At 65.1% G+C, this 23,677-nt stretch carries 23 protein-coding genes; 12 read left to right on the top strand and 11 right to left on the bottom strand.

Annotated features, from left to right (window positions below; all coding sequences use genetic code 11):
• Positions 1-16: 16 nt before the first annotated feature.
• The 4 genes from murB to ACODRW_RS05930 all read right to left on the bottom strand — a co-directional run bounded on the left by murB (position 17) and on the right by ACODRW_RS05930 (position 3,969).
• Complete coding sequence (gene murB / locus ACODRW_RS05915) at positions 17-1,042, bottom strand: UDP-N-acetylmuramate dehydrogenase (protein ID WP_488905352.1); 1,026 nt, start codon at positions 1,040-1,042, stop codon at positions 17-19.
• Positions 1,039-2,445 carry an MATE family efflux transporter gene (locus ACODRW_RS05920; protein WP_227107629.1) on the bottom strand — a complete coding sequence of 469 codons (1,407 nt, stop codon included), beginning with the start codon at positions 2,443-2,445 and terminating at the stop codon, positions 1,039-1,041. The genes murB and ACODRW_RS05920 overlap by 4 nt, the downstream gene beginning before the upstream one ends.
• Positions 2,446-2,583: 138 nt before the next feature.
• Positions 2,584-2,883 carry a hypothetical protein gene (locus ACODRW_RS05925; RefSeq protein ID WP_107800227.1) on the bottom strand — a complete coding sequence of 100 codons (300 nt, stop codon included), beginning with the start codon at positions 2,881-2,883 and terminating at the stop codon, positions 2,584-2,586.
• A gap of 327 nt (positions 2,884-3,210) precedes the next feature.
• Entirely contained in the window at positions 3,211-3,969 is a 759-nt protein-coding gene (locus ACODRW_RS05930) for a hypothetical protein (protein WP_488905353.1), read from the bottom strand.
• 203 nt (positions 3,970-4,172) lie between these two features.
• On the opposite strand from ACODRW_RS05930, the gene pcnB reads away from it, so the two are divergent.
• The 7 genes from pcnB to ACODRW_RS05965 all read left to right on the top strand — a co-directional run bounded on the left by pcnB (position 4,173) and on the right by ACODRW_RS05965 (position 9,569).
• A complete protein-coding gene (gene pcnB / locus ACODRW_RS05935; protein ID WP_474456096.1) occupies positions 4,173-5,531 on the top strand; it encodes a polynucleotide adenylyltransferase PcnB in 1,359 nt (452 codons plus the stop codon).
• Positions 5,532-6,020 carry a 2-amino-4-hydroxy-6-hydroxymethyldihydropteridine diphosphokinase gene (gene folK / locus ACODRW_RS05940; RefSeq protein WP_107800224.1) on the top strand — a complete coding sequence of 163 codons (489 nt, stop codon included), beginning with the start codon at positions 5,532-5,534 and terminating at the stop codon, positions 6,018-6,020.
• Between the two features lie 14 nt (positions 6,021-6,034).
• Positions 6,035-6,670, top strand: a complete 636-nt coding sequence (locus tag ACODRW_RS05945) for a deoxynucleoside kinase (RefSeq protein WP_081545536.1) — start codon at positions 6,035-6,037, stop codon at positions 6,668-6,670.
• Between the two features lie 205 nt (positions 6,671-6,875).
• The gene (gene panB, locus ACODRW_RS05950; RefSeq protein ID WP_107800223.1) at positions 6,876-7,667 is read left to right on the top strand and encodes a 3-methyl-2-oxobutanoate hydroxymethyltransferase; all 792 of its coding nucleotides are present in this window, start codon (positions 6,876-6,878) and stop codon (positions 7,665-7,667) included.
• Positions 7,668-7,692: 25 nt separating this feature from the next.
• The gene (gene panC, locus ACODRW_RS05955; protein WP_107800222.1) at positions 7,693-8,526 is read left to right on the top strand and encodes a pantoate--beta-alanine ligase; all 834 of its coding nucleotides are present in this window, start codon (positions 7,693-7,695) and stop codon (positions 8,524-8,526) included.
• A gap of 22 nt (positions 8,527-8,548) precedes the next feature.
• Complete coding sequence (gene panD / locus ACODRW_RS05960) at positions 8,549-8,929, top strand: aspartate 1-decarboxylase (protein WP_107800221.1); 381 nt, start codon at positions 8,549-8,551, stop codon at positions 8,927-8,929.
• A 226-nt stretch (positions 8,930-9,155) separates the two neighbouring features.
• A complete protein-coding gene (locus ACODRW_RS05965) occupies positions 9,156-9,569 on the top strand; it encodes a GFA family protein (RefSeq protein WP_107801915.1) in 414 nt (137 codons plus the stop codon).
• A 7-nt stretch (positions 9,570-9,576) separates the two neighbouring features.
• Here the strand turns inward: ACODRW_RS05965 and rraA are convergent, their stop codons facing one another.
• From rraA to rsxB, 4 genes are all read right to left on the bottom strand, one after another.
• Positions 9,577-10,065, bottom strand: coding sequence for a ribonuclease E activity regulator RraA (gene rraA / locus ACODRW_RS05970; RefSeq protein ID WP_227107638.1), 489 nt, complete (start codon positions 10,063-10,065; stop codon positions 9,577-9,579).
• Positions 10,066-10,179: 114 nt separating this feature from the next.
• Positions 10,180-11,661, bottom strand: coding sequence for a DegQ family serine endoprotease (locus tag ACODRW_RS05975; protein WP_227107641.1), 1,482 nt, complete (start codon positions 11,659-11,661; stop codon positions 10,180-10,182).
• Between the two features lie 69 nt (positions 11,662-11,730).
• Complete coding sequence (gene nth / locus ACODRW_RS05980; protein WP_048413849.1) at positions 11,731-12,378, bottom strand: endonuclease III; 648 nt, start codon at positions 12,376-12,378, stop codon at positions 11,731-11,733.
• A complete protein-coding gene (gene rsxB, locus ACODRW_RS05985) occupies positions 12,375-13,070 on the bottom strand; it encodes an electron transport complex subunit RsxB (protein ID WP_235089400.1) in 696 nt (231 codons plus the stop codon). The genes nth and rsxB overlap by 4 nt, the downstream gene beginning before the upstream one ends.
• Positions 13,071-13,302: 232 nt before the next feature.
• On the opposite strand from rsxB, the gene ACODRW_RS05990 reads away from it, so the two are divergent.
• Positions 13,303-15,192 carry a methyl-accepting chemotaxis protein gene (locus ACODRW_RS05990; RefSeq protein ID WP_107800218.1) on the top strand — a complete coding sequence of 630 codons (1,890 nt, stop codon included), beginning with the start codon at positions 13,303-13,305 and terminating at the stop codon, positions 15,190-15,192.
• A 73-nt stretch (positions 15,193-15,265) separates the two neighbouring features.
• On the opposite strand, the gene acs is transcribed toward ACODRW_RS05990, so the two are convergent.
• The 3 genes from acs to ACODRW_RS06005 form a co-directional block, all read right to left on the bottom strand.
• The gene (acs, locus tag ACODRW_RS05995; protein WP_107800217.1) at positions 15,266-17,230 is read right to left on the bottom strand and encodes an acetate--CoA ligase; all 1,965 of its coding nucleotides are present in this window, start codon (positions 17,228-17,230) and stop codon (positions 15,266-15,268) included.
• Between the two features lie 110 nt (positions 17,231-17,340).
• The gene (locus ACODRW_RS06000; RefSeq protein WP_107800216.1) at positions 17,341-19,020 is read right to left on the bottom strand and encodes a cation acetate symporter; all 1,680 of its coding nucleotides are present in this window, start codon (positions 19,018-19,020) and stop codon (positions 17,341-17,343) included.
• Positions 19,017-19,328: a DUF485 domain-containing protein gene (locus ACODRW_RS06005; protein ID WP_107800215.1), complete on the bottom strand. Its 312-nt coding sequence runs from the start codon at positions 19,326-19,328 to the stop codon at positions 19,017-19,019. Before ACODRW_RS06005 ends, ACODRW_RS06000 begins: the two co-directional genes overlap by 4 nt.
• Positions 19,329-19,779: 451 nt before the next feature.
• Here ACODRW_RS06005 and ACODRW_RS06010 point away from each other — a divergent pair, with 451 nt between their 5' ends.
• The 4 genes from ACODRW_RS06010 (at position 19,780) to ACODRW_RS06025 (ending at position 23,668) form a co-directional block, all read left to right on the top strand.
• Positions 19,780-20,673 carry a LysR family transcriptional regulator gene (locus tag ACODRW_RS06010; protein WP_235089397.1) on the top strand — a complete coding sequence of 298 codons (894 nt, stop codon included), beginning with the start codon at positions 19,780-19,782 and terminating at the stop codon, positions 20,671-20,673.
• Positions 20,674-20,789: 116 nt separating this feature from the next.
• The gene (locus tag ACODRW_RS06015; RefSeq protein ID WP_146176693.1) at positions 20,790-21,260 is read left to right on the top strand and encodes a hypothetical protein; all 471 of its coding nucleotides are present in this window, start codon (positions 20,790-20,792) and stop codon (positions 21,258-21,260) included.
• A 354-nt stretch (positions 21,261-21,614) separates the two neighbouring features.
• Positions 21,615-22,307 carry an ABC transporter ATP-binding protein gene (locus ACODRW_RS06020; protein WP_253314135.1) on the top strand — a complete coding sequence of 231 codons (693 nt, stop codon included), beginning with the start codon at positions 21,615-21,617 and terminating at the stop codon, positions 22,305-22,307.
• Complete coding sequence (locus ACODRW_RS06025; RefSeq protein ID WP_488905354.1) at positions 22,304-23,668, top strand: ABC transporter permease; 1,365 nt, start codon at positions 22,304-22,306, stop codon at positions 23,666-23,668. Before ACODRW_RS06020 ends, ACODRW_RS06025 begins: the two co-directional genes overlap by 4 nt.
• Positions 23,669-23,677 lie beyond the last annotated feature (9 nt).

Genomic DNA, 23,677 nt, shown 5'->3' on the forward strand with positions numbered 1-23,677 from the left:
GGCTCGCGCCTGCAGTTTAGAGAACGATGGGTTCCGGCTCCAGTTCCACGCCGAAGCGTTGACGGACTTCCGCGCGCACCTTGTCGGCCAGCGCGCGCATCTGCTCGCCGCTGGCTGCGCCGTAGTTGACCAGCACCAGGGCCTGGCGCGCGTGCACGCCGGCGTCGCCGTCGCGATGGCCTTTCAGCCCGCATTGGTCGATCAGCCAGCCGGCGGCCAGCTTGACCTTGCCGTCGGCGGCCGGATAGTGCGGCAGCGTCGGATGGCGCGCCAGCAGCGCCTGCGCCTGTTCCGCCGGCAGTACCGGATTTTTGAAGAAGCTGCCGGCGTTGCCCAGCTCGGCCGGGTTGGGCAGTTTGCTCGAGCGGATGCGGATCACCGCGTCGCTGACGTCTTGCGGCGTGGGCGCGGCAATGCCGGCGGCGTCCAGTTCTTGCTGGATGTCGCCGTAGCCGGTGCGCAGCCGCGGCGCGCGCGACAGGCGGAAACGCACAGCGGTGACCAGCAGTCGGCCGGCGGCCTCGTGTTTGAACACGCTGTCGCGATAGCCGAAGCGGCAGTCGGCCTTGCTTAGCGTCAGTTCGGCGCCGCCGCGCTCTAGATCGGCGCAGACGACTTGGTGGATGTGGTCCTTGGCCTCGACGCCGTAGGCGCCGATGTTCTGGATCGGGCTGGCGCCGACGGTGCCGGGGATCAGGCTGAGGTTTTCCAGGCCGTACCAGCCTTGCTCCAGGGTGTGGAGCACGAAATCGTGCCAGTTTTCGCCGGCGGCGGCCTCGACGATCACGTCCTCGCCGCTCTCCTCCAGCAGACGGGCGCCGCGCAATTCCAATTTGACCACCAGGCCGGGGTAGTCGCGGGTGAACAGCAGATTGCTGCCGCCGCCCAGCCAGAGCACCGGCCCGGCCCGGTAGGCCGGGCTGTCCAGCAGCGCCGGCAGCTCCGAGAGCGCGTCCAGCCGGCAGAAGTCGCGCGCGCGCGCGTCCATGCCGAAGGTGTTCAGCGATTTGAGCGGATGATGGTGGCTGAAGCTCAGGCTCATGGCGCCGGTTCCGTTTGAAGTTGTCGATGCAGGCGTCGGCGGCTTTCGCCGGCCAGGTAGCGGGTCAGGAATAGCGCGGCCACGCTCAGGCTGATCACCAGCGCAGTCCAGAAGCCGAACACGCCCATGGGCTTCTTGCTCAGCCAGTCGGTCAGGCCCAGGGTGATGCCCAGGCCCAGGCCGACGCACCAGAACGACAGGATGTGAATGATCATCGGCACCGTGGTCAGCTTGTAGCCGCGCAGGGCGCCGGAGGCGATGGTCTGGGCGGCGTCGGTCAGCTGGTAGACGGCGGCGAACAGCAGCAGGGTGGAGCCCATCGCGATCACGCGCGGGTCCGGCGTGTACATGCGCATGATGGGCTCGCGGAACAGCAGCACCATCAGCATCGCGCAGAAGGCCATGCTCAGGCCCAGCAGCAGGCCGACGCCGGAGCTGAAGCGCGCGGCGCGGTAGTCGCCGGCGCCGACATGATGGCCGACGCGAACCGACATCGCGGTGGCCACGCTCTGCGGCAGCATGTAGATGATGCTGGAAAAATTGAGCACGGACTGATGAGTGGCCACCACCACGGTGCCCAGTTCGGCGATCAGCAGCGCGATGAAGGAGAACAGGCTGACTTCCACGAAAAAGGACAGGCCGATGGGCACGCCCAGCTTGAGGAAGCCGCGGTACATGCGCCAGTCCGGGCCGCGCAGCCGCTCCAGCAGCCGGAACTGGCGGAAGTTGCGATGCCAGCTGACATAGGCGAGCAGGGCCAGGCAATTGAACCAGAACACGATGCCGGTGGCCCAGCCGCAGCCGGCGCCGCCCAGCTTGGGCAGGCCGAACAGGCCGTGGATCAGGATGTAGTTGAGCGGAACGTTCAGCGCCAGCGCCAGCAGGCTGACCACCATGATGGCCTTGGGGCGGCCCAGGCTGGACGCGTAAGCGTGCAGCGCGCGGTGGGTCATCGCCGCCGGCATGCCCACGGCGGCGCCGGTGATGAAGAGCATCACCTTGTCGGTCACTTCCGGCGGCAGGTGCAGCCACAGCCGCAGCGCCGGCTCCAGCGCCATCATCATCGCCGCGCCCAAGAGGCCGATCAGCAGGCCGAACCACAGGCCCTGGCGCGCGGTGTCCTTGAATTTGTCGTGCTCGCCGGCGCCCAACTGGTGGGCCAGGATGGGATTGAGCGCGGTGACGATGCCCATCAGCGTGACGTAGAAGGTGATGAAGACGCTGGCGCCCAGAGAGACGGCGGCCAGGTCGTCGGTGCTGACGCGGCCGGCCATCACCGTATCGACGAAGGCGGTGGCCACCTGGGCGATCTGGGCGATCATCATCGGCAAGGCCAGCCGGCTGATTTGACGGGCTTCCAGCAGCACGGCCCCGCGCGGGGCGCGATTGATTTCAAACAGCATGGGAGTAGGGCGGGATGGCACGGAGAACTGGCCATTATACCGGCTGCGGGGTGGGCTTGTCTTTGTCGCGCCATGACAATGGGGCGACATGGCGCGTGCCGGGAACGCAAGGCGCTCCCGGCGGCGCGGGAGACGGGATCAGAAGCGCGCGGGCGGGTCGCGGCGCAGATCGCAGCTGATCAGCAGCTCGCCGCCGAAGCGGGCGTTGATGCTGAGCGCGTCCAGCAGGGAAATGTCCCGCACGGTCAGTTGTTCGCCGTTGCGGTCCAGGTCATAGCCCAGTTCATGGGCGAAATCCGCCAGCTGCTGCAGGGCGGGGGCGTCGGCCGGCGTGAGCGGAGAGGCGCTCAGGCTGCCGCAAAGGGGGCGAGGTCTTCCCACGGCGTCGAAATTGGCAAAAGAAAAATCGGTATAGCTGTCTTGCAGGCAGTCGTACATGGCGGTTCTCCAGTCGGTTCGGTCGCGGTTCGCGCGCCGGTCCTGGGTATCGCCGGCGACGCTTTAGCAGGATTTTTGGGCGCCCTGCAAGTTGTCATTAACTCGGCGCCAGCCGCGCATGCCCGAAATGGAAACGGGGCGCGGCTCATGCATCGATCCGAAGCGACGGGTCCGCTTAACTGCCTGTACGGGTAAAACAAAACCCGCCTACGACTAAGAGCGCAAGCGGGTTGACCGTTTTAACGCTTTAGCTGGCATTTGTTAAGCGCCCGCAAGCTGTGTCAAATCGGCGCATGAACGTCAGCCTATGCCTTTGGCTTTTGGCTGTCAATCCCCTTGCGGGGCGTCCGCGGGCCAGTCGGCCAGCCAGCCGCGCCAGTGCGGCTCCGGCTGCGCGGCGACGACGGCGCGCAGGCCTTGCCTACAGGCCTGGTGGGCGCCTGAATCCAGCGCGCCCTCCACCCATTGCTGGCGCAGCCACAGCAGATGGCAGCTGGCGGCCTGGCGCGCATTGTGTTCCGCGAGCGCGCCGACGTCGCCGGCGCGGTACAGTTCCCAGCGCCGCGGGCCGTTGAGCTCGGCCTCGCCGGGCAGGCCGCACAGTCGGGCCAGTTCGCCCTGCGGGGTGGCCAGCTCCGCGTGGCCGCCGCTCAGAATCTCGCTCAGCGAGATCTGGGACGAGCAGTCCGCTCCGGCGCGCAGCTGTTCCGCCAGCGGCAGGCCCAGCGCCAGCGCGCGGTGGCGCAGCACCGGCAGTTCCAGCCGTGCGCCGTCCCAGCTGACCAGCCGCGCCCGGCTGTCGCGCAGCAGGCTCAGCCAGTCCGTCAGCATCGCGGCCTCGTCGCCTGCGTCGGCGGCGAGCCCTTGGACGAGACGGGTTTGCCCATCCTGTTGCAGCACGCCGGCGATGGCGACGACGCGGTGCAAGTGGAAGGGGATGAAGTCGGTGCCGCTCTGGGCGCGACAGCGCTGCAGCACGAAATCGGCGACGTCGGCCTCCCCGATTTCGCCGTCCAGCTGGTAGAGCTGGCGGATGGCGGGCACGTTGGGAATGGTCTGGAGATGAAAGCTGAGAGTAGGGCGCACGGGAGGGGTCTTGTCGGAGTCGGCGAATCGGCAGCGATTGTATGCCTATCGCCGATGGGGGGCAATTGGCGGCCATGGGCGCTGCGATGCGGCGGGATATGGCGGCGAATTGTATTTTCTGCAAAGAATAGGGATATAATCGCCGGCTTGACTACCTACTAGTCTTGCGAATCCTGGCATTCCAAGTCGACTATCTTCTCATAATGATCCGCAAGTTTATCCGTAAAGTACTGGACCTGCCCGCCGGCATGGGCAAGCGCCGCACCAAGGCGCGCGTGATTCCTCTGCCGCAACACGGCATCCGCCGAGACCAGCTCAGCTCCGCTGCGCTGAAAGTCACCACCCGACTGCAGGAGGCCGGTTTCGCCGCCTATGTGGTGGGCGGAGCCGTGCGCGACTTGATGTTGGGCGTGTCGCCGAAGGATTTCGACGTCGCCACCAACGCGACGCCTGAGGAAGTGCACCGGGTGTTCCGCCGCTCCCGCATCATCGGCCGGCGTTTCCGCATCGTCCACGTGATGATGGGACCGGAAACCATCGAGGTGACCACTTTCCGCGGCGGTTCGGTGGACGACACCAATGAAACCGGCCGCATCATGGCCGACAACAGCTTCGGCAGCCAGGAAGAGGACGCGCACCGCCGCGACTTCACCGTCAACGCGTTGTTCTACGATCCGTCCGACGAAACCGTCATCGACTATCACCACGGCGTCAAGGACTTGCGCGCCCGCAAGCTGGTGATGATAGGCCAGCCGGCGCGCCGTTATCAGGAAGACCCGGTGCGCATGCTGCGCGCGGTGCGCCTGGCGGCCAAGCTGGGCTTCGATATCGACGAGGCCACCCGCAAGCCGATCCGCACCCACGCCCATCTGCTGAAGAAAGAGCCGCCGGCGCGCCTGTTCGACGAAATGCTCAAGCTGCTGATGTCTGGCCAAGCCTACGGCTGCCTGAAAAAGCTGCGCGAGGAAGGCATGGCGCGCGGCGTGTTCCCGCTGCTGGACGCGGTGCTGGACGATAAGGGCGACGACCTGTTCTTGAAGCTGGGCCTGGAAAGCACCGATCAGCGCATCCGCGCCGACAAGCCGGTGTCGGTGGGCTTCCTGCTGGCCACTCTGTTGTGGAAGCAGGTGCATCAGCGCTGGCAGAAACGCCTGAACGCCGGCGACCGCGCGGTGTACGCGCTGGCGCAGGCGATTGCCGACGTGGAGTCCGAGCAGGACAACGATTTCGCCATTCCGCGCCGTTTCAGCGTGACCATGCGCGAAATCTGGATGCTGCAGTCGCGTTTCGACAGCCGCAGCGGCCAGCGCGCCTACCGTTTCCTGGAGCAGCCGCGCTTCCGCGCCGCTTACGATTTCTTCGCCCTGCGCGGAGAAGCCGGCGAGGTGGACATGAAGCTGGTGTCCTGGTGGAATGACTTCCAGCGCGCCGACGAGGAAGAACGCGAGCAGCTGTTGGACATCGCCAAAGCCAGCGGCGAGCCGGACCCGGCCAAGAAACGCCGCCGCCGCCGCCCCGCCAATCGTCGCAAAGCCGCGGACGAGCCGGGCGGAGAGGCCTAAGTGGCGCAGGCCTTCATCGCGCTGGGTAGCAATCTCGAGCAGCCGGCGGCGCAGATCCGCGCCGCGCTGGCCGCGATCGCCGCCTTGCCCGACACCGCGCTGACCCGGCAGTCCGCCCTGTACCGCACCGCGCCGGTGGGCTATGCCGATCAGCCGGACTTCATCAATGCCGTGGCGGAAGTGGACACCGCGCTGGCGCCGCGCGAATTATTGCGCCGGCTGCTGGCGATAGAGGCCGAGTTCGGCCGGGTGCGCACCTTCCGCAACGCGCCGCGGGTGCTGGATCTGGATCTGCTGTATTACAGCGGCGTCGCCCTGAGCGACCAAGACCTGACCCTGCCGCATCCGCGCATGCATCTGCGCGGCTTCGTCATGATCCCGCTGGCGGAGATCGCTCCCGATCTGGCGCTGCCGGCGCTGGGCACGGCCGGCGAACTGGCCGCAGGGCTGGCCGATCAGGGCGTGGAGCGCCTCAAAACAACTAGCTAATAAGGAAGCGAGCGATGAGTCAATTGCGTTATGTCGTGGTCGAAGGGCCGATCGGCGCGGGCAAATCCTCTCTGGCGCGCCGACTGTCGGAATACTGGGGCGTGCGCCTGCTGGCGGAAGATCCCGCCGCCAACCCCTTCCTGCCGCGCTTCTACCGCAACTTGCCGGCCCACGGCCTGTCCACCCAGCTGTCCTTCATGCTGCAACGCGCCGAGATGGCCAAGAGCATGCTGGACGGCGAACTGCTGGCCAGCCCGTTGGTGTCGGACTTCCTGTTCGAAAAAGACGCGCTGTTCGCCAAGATCAATCTGGACGAGGCCGAGCTGGCGCTGTACAAGCGCCTGGCGGGGCTGGCGATGCCCGAGCACCCGGTGCCGGATCTGGTGATTTATCTGCAGGCTTCCGAAGAGAACCTGCTGAGCCGGGTGGCCGCGCGGGCGGCGGAGTACGAAGTCAATTTCCCGGAAGGCTATCTGAAGCGCGTGCATCAGGCCTATAGCGAGTTTTTCCATCAGTACGAGGCCGCGCCGTTGCTGATCGTCAATACCGATCATCTGAATCTAGTCGACGGCGACGAGGACTTCGAACTGCTGATCCGCTGCATCAGCGAGGCGCGAGGCCAGCGCAACTATTTCAACAAGAGCGTCTGAGCCGCCGAGCGCTCAGAGCCGGTTTGCGATGATGCGAGCCAGGACGGGTGACGGCCTTGCGGCCGAGACGGCGGAAGGGCCCAGCCCCGTCCGCGCGTTTCGACGCCGCGCTCGCCGCGCGACCTTCCTGAGGCGCAGCAGATCGTAAGCGGGTTCTAGGCGTCCCGCCGGTCGATACGGACGACTGAAACGAGGAAGAACGGGCATGAAAATTACCGTCAACACCCTGCAGAAAATGGCGCAGGAAGGGCAGAAGATCGCCATGCTGACCTGTTACGACGCCAGCTTCGCCGCCTTGCTGGAACAGGCCGGCGTGGAAATTCTGCTGGTGGGGGATTCGTTGGGCATGGTGGTGCAGGGCATAGACTCCACGCTGCCGGTGGCCGAGGAGGAAATGCTCTATCACGTGCGTTGCGTGGCGCGGGGCGCCAAGCAGGCGATGGTGCTGGGCGACATGACGTTCGGCGCCTATCAGGAAAGTCCGCAGCAGGCGTTCGCCCACGCCGCCCGCATCATCCAGGCCGGCGCGCACATGGTGAAGCTGGAGGGCGGCGCCTATATGGCCGACACCACCCGCTTCCTGGTGGAGCGCGGCGTGCCGGTGTGCGCCCACATCGGCCTGACGCCGCAGTTCGTCAACACCTTCGGCGGCTATCGGGTGCAGGGCAAGAGCGAGGAAGACGCGCGCCGCATCGTCAACGACGCCAAGGCGCACGCCGAGGCCGGCGCCAGCCTGGTGCTGATGGAGTGCGTGCCGGCCGAGCTGGCGCGCGAGATCACCGAGTCGATTTCCGTGCCCACCATAGGCATAGGCGCCGGCGTCGACGTGTCCGGCCAGGTGCTGGTGCTGCACGACATGCTGGGCGTGTATCCGGGCAAGAAGGCGCGCTTCGTCAAGGACTTCATGAACCAGGCGGGCAGCATCCAGGGCGCGGTGCAGGCCTATGTGCAGGCGGTGAAGGACAAGTCCTTCCCGGCGGCGGAACATACTTTCTGATCGGCCCGGTCCAGGACATCAAGCAATGGAAATCATTCGTACCGTGGCGCAGATGCGCGCCTGGCGTCGCCAGGCGGGCAAGCTCGCCTTCGTGCCCACCATGGGCAATCTGCATGCCGGCCATCTGGCCCTGGTCAAGGCGGCGCGCGAGCGCGCCGACAAAGTGGTGGTCAGCATCTTCGTCAATCGGCTGCAGTTCGGCCAGGGCGAAGACTTCGGCGCCTATCCGCGCACCTTCGACGCCGATTGCGACAAGCTGCGCGCCGCCGGCGTGGACGCCTTGTTCTTCCCCGAGGAACAGGAGCTGTATCCGCGCGTGCGCCAGGACTTCAACGTGGAGCCGCCGAATATCCAGAACGAGCTGTGCGGCGCCTTCCGTCCCGGCCACTTCCGCGGCGTCGCCACCGTGGTGACCAAGTTGTTCAACATCGTGCAGCCGGACCTGGCCTGTTTCGGCAAGAAGGATTTCCAGCAGCTGCACGTGATCCGCGCGATGGTGGAGGATTTGAACTCGCCGATCGAGATTGTGCCGGTGGACACCGGCCGCGCCGACGACGGCCTGGCGCTGTCCTCGCGCAACGGCTATCTGAGCGCGGAAGAGCGCGCCGAGGCGCCGCGCCTGTATCGCAATCTGACGCAGGTGCGGCAGCGGCTGCAGGACGGCGACAATGACTACGCGGCGCTGGAGCAGGGCGCGCGCGACGATCTGGCCCAAGCCGGCTGGACCGTGGATTACGTGGAAATTCGCCAGGCCGACACCCTGGCGGTAGCGCACGCCGGCGAAAAACGCCTGGTGGTGCTGGCGGCCGCCCGACTGGGGCGCACCCGCCTGATCGACAACATCGAAGTGTTCCGCTGATCAGCGGACGAAGGATGCAATCATGCAGCGCAATATGCTCAAATCCAAGCTCCACCGGGTCACCACCACGCACAGCGAGTTGCACTATATCGGCTCCTGCGCCATCGACGAGAACCTGCTGGAAGCGGCCGATATTCTGGAATACGAAGAAGTGCAGATCTGGAATGTCACCAACGGCGAGCGCTTCGCCACTTACGCGATCAAGGCCGAGCGCGGCTCCGGCACCATCTCGGTCAACGGCTCCGCCGCGCGCCGCGCCGCGCCGGGGGATTTGCTGATCATCGCGTCTTTCGCTCAGTACGAGGCCGCCGAGCTGAAGGATCACCAGCCCAAGCTGGTGTTCGTGGACGCCGGCAACCAGATGACCGAGGTCAAGGGCGCGACCCCGACGCAGGCGGCCTGATCCGCTTCCGGTTTCGCCAGCCAGCGGCCGCCTTAGGGCGGCCGTTGTTTTTTTGTTGCAGCACAGCATCCATTCCGGGGCCGGAGCCGGTTTATTTCGGCTTGGCGCTTGGCGCTGGCGCAGGCGGTGAATCATATTTAAAAAGCGGCGTTGTCTGGCTGCCGGCTTGAGCCGGCCCGGCAACCGCTTCCTGATCCATCGTCAATCCAGCAGCGAGGGAGGCATCATGAGCGCAGGCCAGAATCTGACCGGGGGCTGCTTATGCGGCGCAGTGCGTTACCGTTTGCGCGCCGAGCCTTACGATGTGGTGCATTGCCATTGCAAAAGCTGTCGTCGCGCCAGCGGCGCGGCCTTCGTCACCTGGTTCACCGTACGCGTGGCCGATCTGGACTGGCGCGGGGAAAAGCCGGTGCTGTATCACTCCTCGGCCGCGGTCAGCCGCGGTTTCTGCCCGCATTGCGGCTCCACCCTGACGTATCGCCATGAGTCGGACCCGGAGGAGCTCGACATCACCGTGTCCTCGCTGGACCACCCGGAGCGGGTGGCGCCGGCTGGCCATATCTGGTGGGAGCAGCACCTGCCCTGGGGCAGCCCCGCCGCGCAACAGGAACTGCCCGTCTATCAACGCAGCGAGGCCTGAGGCGCGATCACTTGGTTTGATGCAGCGCGCCGGGGGAGACCACCACGCCGTCTTCGTCGGCGTACAGCCAGTGGCCGGGGCTGAAACGCGTCTGGCCGAACTCCACGCTCAGATTGCGCTGGCCTTCGCCGCGCTTCACCGATTTGCGCGGGTGGGTGCCCAGCGCGCGTATGCCCAGCGCCAGCTTGTTCAGGGCGGCGGAGTCGCGGATGCAGCCGTTGATCACCACGCCGGCCCAGCCGTTGGCCACCGCCAGCACGCCCAATTGGTCGCCCAGCAGCGCGCAGCGCAGCGAGCCGCCGCCGTCCACCACCAAGACCTTGCCGGCGCCGTGCTGACTCAGCGCCTCCCGCACCAGGCTATTGTCCTCGAACAGCTTCAGGGTTTCGATGCGGCCGAAAAATCGGGCCTGGCCGCCGTAGCGTTGCAGCGAGGGCGTCAATACCTGCAATTGTTCGTCGAACTGATCGCATAGATCGGCGGTGTGAAAGTCCATGGCGGCTCTCCTGTGGCGGACGCGAAAGCTCAATCCTAACAGCGCGGGCGGTATGCCATCAAAATGAAAAAGCCGCCTGACGGCGGCTTTGGGCAATGCGGGTCGAGACGACGCTTATTCCAGCCGCAAGGGCACGAACAACACGGCCTCGTTGCGGCGCACCAACAAGGCGATATGGCCCTTGGCGCTGGCCAGCGCTTTTTCGAAGTTGGCGATGGTGGAGACTTCCACCTGGTTCAAGCCCAGGATCACGTCGCCGGCCTGCAGGCCGGAACGAGCGGCCGGACCTTGCGCCTTCTGGATCAGCAGGCCGCCGCGCACGCCCAGCTCCGAGCGCTGGTTCGGCGTCAGCTCGCTGAGCGTCAGACCCAGTTTGCCGAACTGGAAGCCTTGCGGCGAGCTTTCTTCCTGAGACTGCTGCGCGCTCGGCGCTTCCTGCGCCAGTTCCGCCAGCGTGGCTTCCAGATCCTTTTCCACGCCCTTGCGCCACACCGTCAGCTTGATCTTGGTGCCCGGCTGCAGCGAGCCGACCAGCACCGGCAGATCTTTGGAGCTTTCTATGGACTTGCCGTCCAGTTTCAGGATGATGTCGCCGGCCTGCAGGCCGGCGCGAGCGGCCGGTCCCTTGGGATCGACGCGCACCACCAGCGCGCCGCTGGGGCGCTGCAGACCGAAGGACTGCGCCAGCTCCTGAGTCACTTCCTGGATATTGATGCCCAGCTGGCCGCGGCTGACCTTGCCCTTGGCCTTGAGCTGGTCGACCACGCTCATCGCCAAATCGATGGGGATGGCGAAGGAGATGCCCATGAAGCCGCCGGAACGGCTGTAGATCTGCGAGTTGATGCCCACCACTTCGCCGCGCAGATTGAACAGCGGACCGCCGGAGTTGCCGGGGTTGATCGCCACGTCGGTCTGGATGAAGGGGACGAAGTTTTCGTCCGGCAGGCTGCGGCCCTTGGCCGAGACGATGCCGGCGGTGACGGTGTTGTCGAAGCCGAAGGGCGCGCCGATGGCGGCCACCCATTCGCCGACTTTCAAGTCCGCGGGGCTGCCGATCTTGACCACCGGCAGATCCGCTGCCGCCACTTTCAGCAGCGCCACGTCGGTGCGCTTGTCCACGCCGACCAGCTTGGCGCGCAGTTCGCGTTTGTCGGTCAGCATCACCTTGACCTGCTGGCTGTCCGCCACCACATGGGCGTTGGTCAGGATGTAGCCGTCGGCGCTGATGATGAAGCCGGAGCCGAAGGAGACGCTTTCTTCCTGCGGCTGTTCGCGCTGAGGCGGATGATTGGGGATGAAGCGGCGGAAGAAGTCGTACAGCGGATCGTCTTCCGGCACCGGAATCGGCAGGTTGCTGGGTTGGGAGGCCCCGCTGTCTTCGCGGCTGGCCTGGATATTCACCACCGCCGGTCCGTCGCGGCTGACCAATTGAGTGAAGTCCGGCAGCAACATGGCGACGCGGCCATCCTGTTGCGCGGGAATGGCGACCGGCGCGGGCTGGGAGTTGCCTTTGAAGAAGCGCTCGACCTTGTCGCAGCCGGACAGCAACGAGGCTGCGAGCAAGGCGCCAACCAGGGTGCGCAGATACGTTGTCACAGGCTATCCTTTTAGGTTGATGTCTATGCGGAAAATAAGGGCGGAACCGGAGTTTTTCCAGTATTTGATTCAGTTGTCTTTAATCATAACGGTTTTTGCCGGATATTCGCAGAGGTCGGCAATGACGCAGCGCTCGCATTCCGGTTTTCTGGCTTTGCAGACATAGCGTCCGAGCAGGATCAGCCAGTGATGCGCATCGACTTTGAATTCGTCGGGGATGTATTTTACCAGTTTATCCTCGACTTCTCGCACGTCTTTGCCGGGCGCGATCCGGGTACGGTTGGACACCCGGAAAATATGGGTGTCCACCGCGATGGTGGGCTGGCCGAAGGCGGTGTTCAGCACCACATTCGCCGTTTTGCGGCCGACGCCGGGCAGCGCCTCCAGCGCCTCGCGGGTTTGCGGCACCTCGCCGCCGTGCTTTTCCAGCAGCAGGTGACAGGTGGCGATCACGTTCCTGGCCTTGGTCTTGTACAAGCCTATGGTCTTGATGAAGTTGGCCAGCGATTCCTCGCCCAGCGCCAGCATGGCCGCCGGCGTATTGGCCACCGGATAGAGCCGGCGCGTGGCCTTGTTGACGCCGACGTCGGTGGCCTGAGCCGACAGCAGCACCGAGATCAGCAGTTCGAACGGGCTGCTGTATTCCAGCTCGGTGGTGGGATGCGGATTGGCGTCGCGCAGGCGGGTGAAGATTTCTTTGCGTTTGACGGCGTTCACGGCTTGTCCTTGTCTGCTTGTTCGCGGGCGGCGCGCATGGCGGCGGCGCGCTCCATCGCCTTGCGGATCAATTCGTTCTTGTCGGCCGCCGGCGCAGGCGCGGCGGAAACGGTCGGCGCGGCGGCGGGGGAGGCCGGCGCCGCGTTCACCGCCGCGCGCTCGGCCAGGCGTCTGGCCTTGTCCGCCTGATCGCGCGCCTTGCGCGCCTGCCGCCGTTCATAACGGACGCGGGCCTGGGCGGCGCGGGCCATGAGTCGCTCGCGCTCGCCGTCGGCCGGGTCGGCCACCGGCTCCAGGTCGATGCAGTCCACCGGACAGGGCGCCAGGCACAGTTCGCAGCCGGTGCATTCGGCGGCGATGACGGTGTGCATCTGCTTGGCGGCGCCGACGATGGCGTCCACCGGACAGGCCTGGATGCACAGGGTACAGCCGATGCAACTGTCTTCGCGTATCACGGCCAGCGCGCGCGGCTTGGGCTGCGGGCCGTCGGCGGCGAAGGGAATGATGTCCCGGCCCAGCAGTTCCGCCAGCGCCCGGATGCCGTCGTCGCCGCCCGGCGGGCAGCGGTTGATCGGATCGCGGCCTTCCGCCAGCGCCTCCGCATACGGGCGGCAGCCGGCGTGGCTGCATTGTCCGCACTGGGTCTGGGGCAGTAGGGCGTCTATCCTTTCGACGAGTGTGATCACGGGCATGCTGTGGGATTCCGCTTCAAAAACCGCTAATTATCGACGCTAGGGGCCGCGGCTTCAACTCCCGGCGCGGACTAGGCTTCGGGAGGTCCTTGCCGGCGCGCGCGCTTGAAGCGGGGAATCCGGCGTCGCCGGGGGCGCGGCGCGCGATTTTCGTAAAAAACAAAGCGGCGGGGCTTGGAGCGGCGCGCGGGTGCGCTATGGTGAAAATACTCACTTTTCCGGACCGTCCGCCATGAAAATCGCTCACAAAGCCGGCCTGATTTCCGCGCTGGTGCTGGCCGTGACCTTGTCGACCCTGTCCTGGATGCAATACCTGAGCGTTGCGGACAGCATACGCGCGGGCAAAGAGCAGGAAGTGACCCAGACCAGCCAGGTGCTGGCCGAGCAGATCGCCAATTGGCTGAACGGCAAGCTGGCTCAGATCCAGCTGATGTCGGAGACCATAGACGCCGGTTTCAGCAACGAGCGCATTTTGGAGGTTTTCCAGCGGCCCATGCTCAAGAACGAGTTCAAGCTGGTGTTCGGCGGCTTGGACAGCGACGGCAAGAGAATCTCCAACGATCCGTCCTGGAATCCCCCGCCCACCTGGGACGCCCGCAAGCGGCCATGGTATCCGGTGGCCAAGGCGGCCGCTGGCGTCGGCCTGACCGATCCCTATCCCGACGCCGCGTCCGGCGAGATCCTGATTTCGGCGGTGGCCAAGCTGACCGACAAGGGCGCGTTCAAAGGTGCTTTCGGCGGCGACCTCAGCCTGAAGTCGGTTTCGGACGCGCTGAACACCGCCACCTTCAACGGCGCGGGCTACGCCTTCCTGCTGTCCGCCGACGGCAAAATCATCAGCCACCCGGACGCCAAGCTGAACGGCAAGAGCGTTGCGGAGTTGTTCGGCGGCAAAGCGCCGGCCCTGGACGGCAAGGTGCAGGAGGTGGAGGTCAACGAGCAGCGCCTGATGGTGGCGTTTCAGCCGCTGTCGCATCTGCAGCCGGCCAAGTGGCTGGTGGGCGTGGTGCTGGACGAGGGCAAGGTGATGGCCGAGGCCAAGCAGATAGGCTGGCGCGGCTTTTGGGGCGCGGTGATAGGCGTGCTGCTGAGCATGGTCATCCTCAGCACCCTGATGCAGCAGATCCTGCGGCGCCCCTTGCAGCAGCTCAAGCAGTCGCTGACCGAGCTCAACAGCGGCAACGGCGATCTGACGCGGCGCATAGACGAAAGCTCCCGCGACGAATTCGGGGAGGTGGCGAAGGAGTTGAACCGCTTCATCGCTTATCTGCAGCGGCTGATCGGCGATATCCGCCAGATTTCCACGCGCGTCCACCACGGCGCCGAGCAAAGCGCGGAAGAGGCGCAACAGAGCAGCGGCGAGGCCAGCCGTCTGCAAAGAGAGCTGGAGCAACTGGTGGCGTCCATCGGCCAGATGGCGGAGGCGTCCGGCGAAATGACGTCCAACGCCGGCGCGGTGGCCGAGGCCGCGCGGCAGGCGCACGAGGAGACCGGCAGCCGGATGGCGCTGGTGACGCAGTCCAGTCAGGCGATACGGCGTTTGGCCGACACCCTGGAGCAGACCTCGCTGTCCATGAACGAACTGGCCGAATTCAGCAAGAACATCGAATCCATCGTCAGAGTGATCACCGGCGTGGCCGAGCAGACCAATCTGCTGGCGCTGAACGCCGCGATCGAAGCGGCGCGGGCGGGGGAAATGGGACGCGGCTTCGCCGTGGTGGCGGACGAGGTGCGCAAGCTGGCTTCGCAAACCCAGGAGGCGACGCAGGAAATCCGCAGCATGATTGAGCAACTGCAGCGCGGCGTGAACGAGGCCCGGGACAAGATGGACGAAAGCCGCGATTGCGCCAGCAACACGGTGAAGGACGCCGAGCAGATCAGCGAGATGCTGACGCGCATCCGGGACGTGATCTCCGACATCAACGCCAAGAACAGCGACATCGCCGGCGCGGTGAGCCGCCAAAGCCAGATGACGCGGGACATCAACGACAGCGCGGGCAGCATTCAGCACATCGGCCAGCGCGTCAGCGACGCGGCGCAAGTGCAGTTGCGGCATTGCCAGGGCACCGCCGCCGACGTGGCCGAACAGGACGAGATGATCGCGCGCTTCCGGCTGGAGTAGCGCTGGGACGGATAGGCGGGAGGCATGAAAAAGCCGGAGCCGCATGGCGGCCCCGGCGCGGCGAAGCCGGCGTTTATAGCGGCTGTTGCAGCTGTTGCAGGATTTGCGGGTTTTCCAGCGTGGACACGTCTTGGGTGATTTCCTCGCCCTTGGCGATGGAACGCAGCAGGCGGCGCATGATCTTGCCGGAGCGGGTCTTGGGCAGGTTCTCGCCGAAACGGATATCGTCCGGCTGGGCGATCTTGCCGATTTCGTGCGCCACCCAGTTTTTCAGTTCGGCCGCCACTTTCTTGGCTTCCTCGCCCTGAGGGCGAGCGCCCTTGAGCACCACGAAGGCCACCACCGCCTCGCCCTTGACCTCGTGCGGCTTGCCGACCACGGCGGCCTCCGCCACCAGCGGATTGGCCACCAGCGCGGATTCTATCTCCATGGTGCCCAGGCGGTGGCCGGACACGTTCAGCACGTCGTCGATGCGGCCCATGATCCAGAAATAGCCGTTCTCGTCGCGGTTGGCGGAGTCGCCTGCCAGATAGTATTGGCCGTTGAACTCTTCCGGGAAATAGGTTTTCTTGAAGCGTTCCGGATCGTTCCAGATGGTGCGCACCAGGCTGGGGAAGGGCTTCTTGATCACCAGGAAGCCGCCGCGGCCCGGGTCCACCTGAGCGCCGGACTCATCGACGATGTCGGCCATGATGCCCGGCAGCGGCAGCGTGCACGAGCCGGGTTTGGTGGCCACCGCGCCCGGCAGCGGCGAGATCTGGATGGAGCCGGTCTCGGTCTGCCACCAGGTGTCGACAATCGGGCAGCGGCCGCCGCCCACGGTTTCGTGATACCAGATCCAGGCCTCGGGGTTGATCGGCTCGCCCACGGTGCCGAGCAGGCGCAGGCTGGACAGATCGTGCTGCTTGGGCAGGTCCGCGCCCAGCTTGATCAGCGAGCGGATGGCGGTGGGCGCGGTATAGAAAATGCTGACCTTGTGCTGTTCTATCATGCGCCAGAAGCGGGAGGCGTCCGGATAAGTGGGCACGCCCTCGAAGATGACCTGGGTGGCGCCGTTGGCCAGCGGGCCGTAGCAGATATAGCTGTGGCCTGTGATCCAGCCCACGTCGGCGGTGCACCAGAACACGTCGTTGGGCTTGTAGTCGAACACCCAGCGGAAGCTGTTGGCCGCGCCCAGCAGATAGCCGGCGCTGCTGTGCTGGATGCCCTTGGGTTTGCCGGTGGAGCCGGAGGTGTAGAGGATGAACAGCGGATCCTCGGCGTTCATCCACTCCGGTTCGCATTGTTCCGGCTGGCCGCTGACCAATTGATGCCACCACACGTCGCGGCCCTCGCTCCAGGCCACCTCGTTCTGGGTGCGCTGGTAGGCGACCACGTGTTTGACGCTGTCGCAGCCGTCCATCGCCAGCGCTTCGTCCACCGTGGCCTTCAGCGGCACGCTCTTGCCGCCGCGCAGGCCTTCGTTGGCGGTGATCACCAGCTTGGCGCCGGCGTCCTGGACTCGGTCGCGCACCGCGCCGGCGGAAAAGCCGCCGAACACCACGGAGTGGATGGCGCCGATGCGGGCGCAGGCCTGCATCGCCACGACGGCCTCGATCACCATCGGCATGTAAATCACCACGCGGTCGCCCTTGCTCACGCCCAGGCTCTTCAGGCCGTTGGCGAACTGGCAGACGCGGCGGTGCAGCTCGGCGTAAGTGACGCGGGTGACCGCGCCGTCGTCGGCTTCGAAAATCAGCGCGATGCGGTTGGCGTTGACCGCCAGGTGGCGGTCCAGGCAGTTGTAGGAAACATTGAGCACGCCGTCGTCGAACCACTTGAAGAACGGCGCCTGGCTATCGTCCAGCACGCGGGTGAACGGTTTTTTCCAGGAGATCTGATCGCGCGCCAGATCGCCCCAGAACGACAGGTAATCGGCGTCCGCCTGCTCGCACAGCGTGTGGTACGCCTCGATGCCGGAGATCGTCGCCTTTTGGCGGAAATCGTCGGAAGGCGGAAAGCTGCGGGTTTCCTTGAGGACGGATTCTAGCGTGGACATAAACTTCTCCTGGATTAACGGTGTAGCGATGCCGCCGCTCCGGAACCGCTGGAGCGGCGCGGTGGGTTGTAAAGGCAGGCCGACATCCTCGGCCCGGCCTTATGTCATTGTCAATGTTTGGAGGCGCCGGACGCGCCGATGCCGGTCATCGCGCGCACGAACTGGGCTTCGAACTTGGCTTTTTCCTCGTCGGCCTGGCGGGACTTGTCCAGCACCGAGATCAGCCAGGTGGAAACGAAGGCCAGAGTCATCGAGAAGATGGCCGGGTTCTTGTACGGGAACACCGCGTGCTCGTGCTTGAGCACCTCCACCCAGACCGTCGGGCCCAGCACGATCAGCACCACCGCCGACAACAGGCCGATGAAGCCGCCGATCACCGCGCCGCGCGTGGTCAGCCCCTTCCAGAACATGGAGAGGAACAGCACCGGGAAGTTGGCCGAGGCGGCGATGGAGAAGGCCAGGCCCACCATGAAGGCGATGTTCTGTTTTTCGAACACCAGGCCCAGCACGATGGCCACCACGCCCAACACCACGGTGGTGATCTTGGACACGCGGATCTCGTCGGCCTCGTTGGCCTTGCCCTTCTTGATCACGCTGGCGTACAGATCGTGCGACACCGCCGACGCGCCGGACAGCGCCAGGCCGGCCACCACCGCCAGGATGGTGGCGAAGGCCACCGCGGAGATGAAGCCCAGGAACATGTCGCCGCCCACGGCCTCGGCCAGGTGCACCGCCGCCATATTGTTGCCGCCGATCAGCTGGGTGACGGATTTGCCGTTCTTGACCACGGTTTCCATCATGCCCGGCTGGTTTAGCACCAGCATGATGGCGCCGAAGCCGATGATGAAGGTGAGGATGTAGAAATAGCCGATGAAGCCGGTGGCGAAGAACACCGATTTGCGCGCTTCCTTGGCGTCGGACACGGTGAAGAAGCGCATCAGGATGTGCGGCAGGCCGGCGGTGCCGAACATCAGCGCCAGGCCCAGGGAAATGGAGTCGATCGGATCGGCCTTGCCCGGCGCCATGATGGCGACGCCCTTGCTATGCGCGGCCACCGCTTTTTCAAACATGACTTCCGGGCTGAAACCCACGGTGGCCAGCACCATGATGGCCATGAAGGTGGCGCCGGAGAGCAGCAGCACCGCCTTGATGATTTGCACCCAGGTGGTGGCCAGCATGCCGCCGAACAGCACGTAGCACACCATCAGCACGCCCACCATCAACACCGCCGAGCTATAGCTCATGCCGAACAAGAGCTGGATCAGCTTGCCGGCGCCCACCATCTGCGCAATCAGGTAGATGGCGACCACCACCAGGGTGGAGGTGGCGGCGAAGCTGCGCACCGGCGTCTGTTGCAAGCGGTAGGAGGCGACGTCGGCGAAAGTGTATTTGCCCAGATTGCGCAGGCGTTCCGCCACCAGGAACAGGATGACGGGCCAGCCCACCAGGAAGCCCATCGAATAGATCAGGCCGTCGTAGCCTTTTTCGAACACCATCGCGGAAATGCCGAGGAAGGACGCGGCGGACATATAGTCGCCGGCGATGGCGAGACCATTCTGGAAACCGGTGATGCCGCCGCCGGCCGCGTAAAAGTCGCTGGCGGACTTGGTGCGGCGCGCGGCCCAATACGTGACGCCCAGAGTGAAGGCCACGAAGAGCAGGAACATGATGATGGCGTGCCAGTTGGTGGCCTGTTGCTTGACATCGCCCTCAATGGCCCCGGCCGCCATGGCCAAGGAGGGCAGCAGAAGGCCGGAGACGCAGGCCAGTTGCAAGACGCGTTGCTTCATTGTTTGGACTCCTCGACGATTTGCTGGTTGAGCAGATCGAACTCGGTGTTGGCGCGGCGCACATAGATGCCGGTCAGCGCGAAGGCCGAGACGATGATCAGCACGCCGATGGGAATGCCCACCGTCATGGTGGCGCCCGCGCTGACGGGATGGCCCAGCGTGGCCGGCGAGAACGCCAGCACCAGGATGAAACCGTAGTAGATGACCAGCATGACTAGGGTGAGCTGCCAACCCAGGCTGGTTTTCTTGTGCACCAGTTCCTTGAATTTGGGGTTGGACTGCACTTTCTTGAGTATGTCCTCGTTCATTGCATCCTCCTTTGTGGTCGCGACTTGGGTTGTCGCTGCTGAAAACATAAGGGAGGTGACGGAGGCGAATCTAATCGCTTTTTTTGATGCGGAAAATTATTCAGGCCGATGATGCAGTGCAAAAAACAAATAAAATCAATAACTTGAATTAGAATTTTTGCTCTTAATTCGGCGGCGAAATAGGGCTGATCGAACCAAAAAATCCAGGCCCGGACCGGGCGTCGCCGCCGCGTCGCGCCTTGCCGCAAATGCTTGGCGGGGCCGGCGGCGGGGCATAAAGCGCTTGTTATTTAGCCGGCATTGCGCCGAAAATGGCTCGCACAAGAGAAAACCATCATCGGCCGGGCTTAGCTCAGGCCGCCGCATCCGTCGCAGACCCGCCATCATGCCGCCCATGCCTGCCGCGTACGGCGATCCGGCCCGCCGCCAAGCATCCAAGTCAGGGGAGAACATGGAAATCTATCAGTTGCGCACCTTTGTCACCGTCGCCCAGCAAGGGCACCTGACACAGGCCGCCGAATTGCTGCACCTGTCGCAGCCGGCGGTCACCGCGCAAATCAAGGCCCTGGAAGAAGAAGTGGGCATGCAATTGTTCGAGCGCAGCGCGGGCGGGGTGTCGCTGACCCGGACCGGCCAGGAATTGCTGCCGCAGGCGCAGGCGATACTGGGCGCGGCCAGCGGCATCATCAACCACGCGCGGCAATTGAAGGGCCAGCTGTCAGGCAAGGCGCGGATAGGCGTCACCCTGACGCCGGACACCTTGAAGATCGGACCCTGGGTGGCGGGCCTGGTGGAGCGTTATCCCTTGCTGGACATCCAATTGCGCCACGGCGTCACCGTGGACGTGCTGAACCTGGTGCGCAAGAAAGAACTGGACGCCGGCTTCTATCTGGGCAAAAACCCCTATGTGAACGTCTCCACCGTCAAGCTGGCGGAATTGCCGTTCCGCATCGTCCTGCCCGTCGGCTGGGCGTCGCGTTTGGCCGGCGGCGGCTTGAGGGAATTGGGCAAATTGCCGTGGATAGGCATTTCGCAGTTTTCCAGTCTTTCCAAAATCACCGCGGAGTTGTGGCGAGAACTCAACATTTCGCCTAAGAAGGTAGCGGAGTGCGATCATCTCGACGCCATCCTTGAATTGGTGGCCTCCGGGGTGGGGGTGGCGCTGGCGCGGGAAGAGGCGGCGCAGGCCTGGCAAGACGCCGGCAGGTTGACAGTGCTGCCGGATGTGCGCAAATTGGCCGAGTTGCAATTCGTCTACCCGGCGGACCGGGCGGGCGATCCCGTGTTGGAAACCTTGTTGCAAGAATTGCTGCAGGTGTGGCGTTTGCCCGCCGTTGCGGCTTAGAACCTGCTTGTGATCCGCTGCGCGTCTTCAGGGCCGCGGCGCCTTCCTTGCAAGCAGGCGCTTAGGGCGGCTGCCGCGAGATGAGGCGGCCCGCCGGGTTTGATCGAGGAGTGGCAATGACCCGTAGTTGGTTGATCGGCGCGATGGAGAGTTACCGCAGCGCAGTGGAGCGCGGCCAGCAGCGCATGCTGGACGCCCAGCACGAGGCCTGTATCGTCTGGTGGTCGGCTTTTGCGCCGGCGTATCCGATGTCCCAGGGCGATTTGGAGCGCAGGCTGGACGATACCCTGTTGGTGGGCGCCAATCTGGTGCAGGCGCAAGCGGATACTCAGCGCGATTGGATGTTGCTGACCGAGCGTTGGCTGTCCGAGATGAACCGCGACGTGCAGGCCAGGCTGGACGCCGCCAGCGACGACGCGCCCTCGCTGCACCCGCTGTGTCGCGCCTGGCAGGTGGGCAGCCTGTCCGGCACCGCCTTGTCCAAGGTTTCCCGCCAAGTGGGGCATTTCGCCGCCACCAGCCTGTCGTCCACGCCCTTGCGCGCCGCTTGCGACGCCAGGCGGGTGTGGAAGCGACAACGCTCCTGATTCTCTTTCCCATAACACTAGCGCACGCCATGCCTCGATATCCATCGAGGCATTTTGTTTTTATATCGAGTGGGGCGCTGTCTGATTTGAAGTCGGGACTGCATGGAGTGCGTGGCCTGGCTGTATTTGGTTTGATTTTTAATATTAATTAGAGTTTTATTTAAGAATTTAATTTTTTAATTCATAGGGCGTTTTGTTGGTTTATTGCTTTGTTTTTCAGTTGAAAATTTAGAGCGGGTTTTCAGGTATATTCAAGCGGTATCAGTGGTGGAACCTGTTCAAAGCTTTGCGAAGCGCGGCAGACCTTGAAACGCTTCGCGAAATTGGACAGCGCCGATTTTCAAGGAGCGGGCGATGGCGGCGGAAATGCGCGGCGTATTTAAAACATACCGGATGGACCAAGTGGAAGTGCCGGCTTTGCACAATGTGGAATTGAAAGTGGCCGCCGCCCGATTCACTGTTTTGGCCGGGCCGTCCGGCAGCGGGAAAAGCACGATCTTGCATTTGCTGGGGGGCGTGGACAGTCCCGACCGCGGCGAGGTCGTCGTCGCCGGGCAGAGCATGGCGGCCTTGAGCGACGACGCGCTTAGCGATTTTCGCGCTCGCCACCTGGGCTTTGTGTTTCAAAGCTTCAATTTGCTGCCGGTGCTGTCCGCGCTGGAAAACGTGGAATATCCGCTGCGGCTGCAGGGCGCGCCGGCGGCGCGGCGCAAAGCGCGGGCGCTGGAGATGCTGGCGGCGGTGGGCTTGGCGGACAAGGCGGCGCACCGGCCCGGCCAGTTGTCCGGCGGCCAGCGCCAGCGGGTGGCGATTGCGCGCGCGCTGGTGCACGAGCCGGCGCTGGTGTTGGCCGACGAGCCCACCGCCAATCTGGACAGCGGCACCGGCGCCGCCATCCTGGCGCTGCTCAGGCAGTTGCAGCGCGAGCGCGGCGTGGCGGTGGTGTTCTCCTCGCACGATCCGCTGGTGATCGCGGCGGCGGACGAGCGTTATCGGGTCAGCGACGGTCGGGTCCGCGCGCTGGCCGCCGGGGAGGCGCCGGCATGAATGTTCTGCAACTGGCCTGGCGCAATCTATTGCGCAATCGCCGCTGCACCTGGGCAAGCGCTTTGACCATGGCGGTGGGCATGGCGGGCGTGCTGTTGTTCGGCGGCTATCAGCGCGCGGTCCAGTACGGGCTGGAAACGGCTTTTGTCCGCAAGCTCGGCCATTTGCAGGTGCAGCATCGCGATTATCTGCAATACGGCAGCGGCAACCCGGCCGCTTACGGCATCCGCGACTACCGGCGCATCCAGCGCGAGATCGAGTCGGACCCGGAACTGAAGGACATGTTGGCGGCCGTCACGCCGACCTTGACGCTGGGCGCCATCGCCGGCCATTACGCCAGCGGCACGTCGCGCACGGTGCTGGCGCAAGGCAGCGAGCCCGAAGGCCAGAACCGCTTGCTGCGCTGGGACGCGCGCGGTTTGCGCCAGGCGGCCAAGCCGATGGCCTTGACCGGCAGCGACGCCAACGCCGCGGTGCTGGGCGGCGGCGTCGCCAAGACTCTGGGGCTGTGCCTGTCCGACGGCGACCGGGCTTGCGCGGCGGCGGCGGCGGAAGGCGAGGGGCTGCCGCCGGACCTGGCGGCCTTGACCGGGCCGGCGCGCGCGGCGGACGGCAAGCGGATCGAACTGTTGACGGCCACCGCCGCCGGCGCGCCCAACGTCGCCCGCTTGCGGGTGTTGGGCGTGGAGCGGCAGGGCGCCCGGGAATGGGACGACGTCTATGTGGGCCTGCATCTGTCGCAGGCGCAACGGCTGCTGTACGGCGAGGGAGAGCCGATGGCGACGGCGATCTTGCTGCAGCTGAAGAGCAGCGGGCAGATCGAGGCCGCGCGCCGGCGGCTGCAGCAGCTGTTTCAAGCCGGTTTGAGCGCGCAGCCGCTGGCGGCCCACGATTTCGCCGCGCTGCAGCCGCTGTACGAGCGCATCGTCGACATGTTCGGCGCCATTTTCGGCTTCATGGCGGCGCTGATCGCCAGCGTGACGCTGTTCACCACCGGCAACACCATGAATATGGCGGTGATGGAGCGCACCCGTGAAATCGGCGCGCTGCGCTCCATCGGTCTGAGACGCGGCGGCGTCCAGCGGCTGTTCTTGTGCGAGGGCGCCCTGCTGGGCGTCATCGGCGGTTTGGGCGGCCTGCTGCTGTCGCTGGGCCTGGCCTGGCTGATCAACCGCGCCGGCCTGAGCTGGCTGCCTCCGGGCGTGGTGGATCCCAGCCCCATCCTGATCCGGGTCTGGGGCGAGACGCCGCTGCTGGCTTCGTGCATGGGTGGTTTGATGGCGGTGGCGCTGCTATCGTCGTGGTGGCCGTCGCGCCGGGCGGCGCGCTGGAACATCGTCGACGCCTTGAGGCAGGCCTGAGCCGGCATG

The organism is Chromobacterium sp. FG89, from assembly GCF_057808735.1.

Bases quoted from the DNA above. Each gene is read 5' to 3' on its own strand.
- ACODRW_RS06025 (WP_488905354.1), top strand. From the start codon at position 22,304: ATGAATGTTCTGCAACTGGCCTGGCGCAATCTATTGCGCAATCGCCGC.
- ACODRW_RS06015 (WP_146176693.1), top strand. From the start codon at position 20,790: ATGACCCGTAGTTGGTTGATCGGCGCGATGGAGAGTTACCGCAGCGCA.
- ACODRW_RS06020 (WP_253314135.1), top strand. From the start codon at position 21,615: ATGGCGGCGGAAATGCGCGGCGTATTTAAAACATACCGGATGGACCAA.
- rraA (WP_227107638.1), bottom strand. From the start codon at position 10,065: ATGGACTTTCACACCGCCGATCTATGCGATCAGTTCGACGAACAATTG.
- acs (WP_107800217.1), bottom strand. From the start codon at position 17,230: ATGTCCACGCTAGAATCCGTCCTCAAGGAAACCCGCAGCTTTCCGCCT.
- ACODRW_RS05925 (WP_107800227.1), bottom strand. From the start codon at position 2,883: ATGTACGACTGCCTGCAAGACAGCTATACCGATTTTTCTTTTGCCAAT.
- pcnB (WP_474456096.1), top strand. From the start codon at position 4,173: ATGATCCGCAAGTTTATCCGTAAAGTACTGGACCTGCCCGCCGGCATG.
- ACODRW_RS05990 (WP_107800218.1), top strand. From the start codon at position 13,303: ATGAAAATCGCTCACAAAGCCGGCCTGATTTCCGCGCTGGTGCTGGCC.
- rsxB (WP_235089400.1), bottom strand. From the start codon at position 13,070: ATGCCCGTGATCACACTCGTCGAAAGGATAGACGCCCTACTGCCCCAG.
- ACODRW_RS05945 (WP_081545536.1), top strand. From the start codon at position 6,035: ATGAGTCAATTGCGTTATGTCGTGGTCGAAGGGCCGATCGGCGCGGGC.
- panB (WP_107800223.1), top strand. From the start codon at position 6,876: ATGAAAATTACCGTCAACACCCTGCAGAAAATGGCGCAGGAAGGGCAG.
- ACODRW_RS05920 (WP_227107629.1), bottom strand. From the start codon at position 2,445: ATGCTGTTTGAAATCAATCGCGCCCCGCGCGGGGCCGTGCTGCTGGAA.
- panC (WP_107800222.1), top strand. From the start codon at position 7,693: ATGGAAATCATTCGTACCGTGGCGCAGATGCGCGCCTGGCGTCGCCAG.
- panD (WP_107800221.1), top strand. From the start codon at position 8,549: ATGCAGCGCAATATGCTCAAATCCAAGCTCCACCGGGTCACCACCACG.
- ACODRW_RS06010 (WP_235089397.1), top strand. From the start codon at position 19,780: ATGGAAATCTATCAGTTGCGCACCTTTGTCACCGTCGCCCAGCAAGGG.
- ACODRW_RS06000 (WP_107800216.1), bottom strand. From the start codon at position 19,020: ATGAAGCAACGCGTCTTGCAACTGGCCTGCGTCTCCGGCCTTCTGCTG.
- ACODRW_RS05965 (WP_107801915.1), top strand. From the start codon at position 9,156: ATGAGCGCAGGCCAGAATCTGACCGGGGGCTGCTTATGCGGCGCAGTG.
- ACODRW_RS06005 (WP_107800215.1), bottom strand. From the start codon at position 19,328: ATGAACGAGGACATACTCAAGAAAGTGCAGTCCAACCCCAAATTCAAG.
- murB (WP_488905352.1), bottom strand. From the start codon at position 1,042: ATGAGCCTGAGCTTCAGCCACCATCATCCGCTCAAATCGCTGAACACC.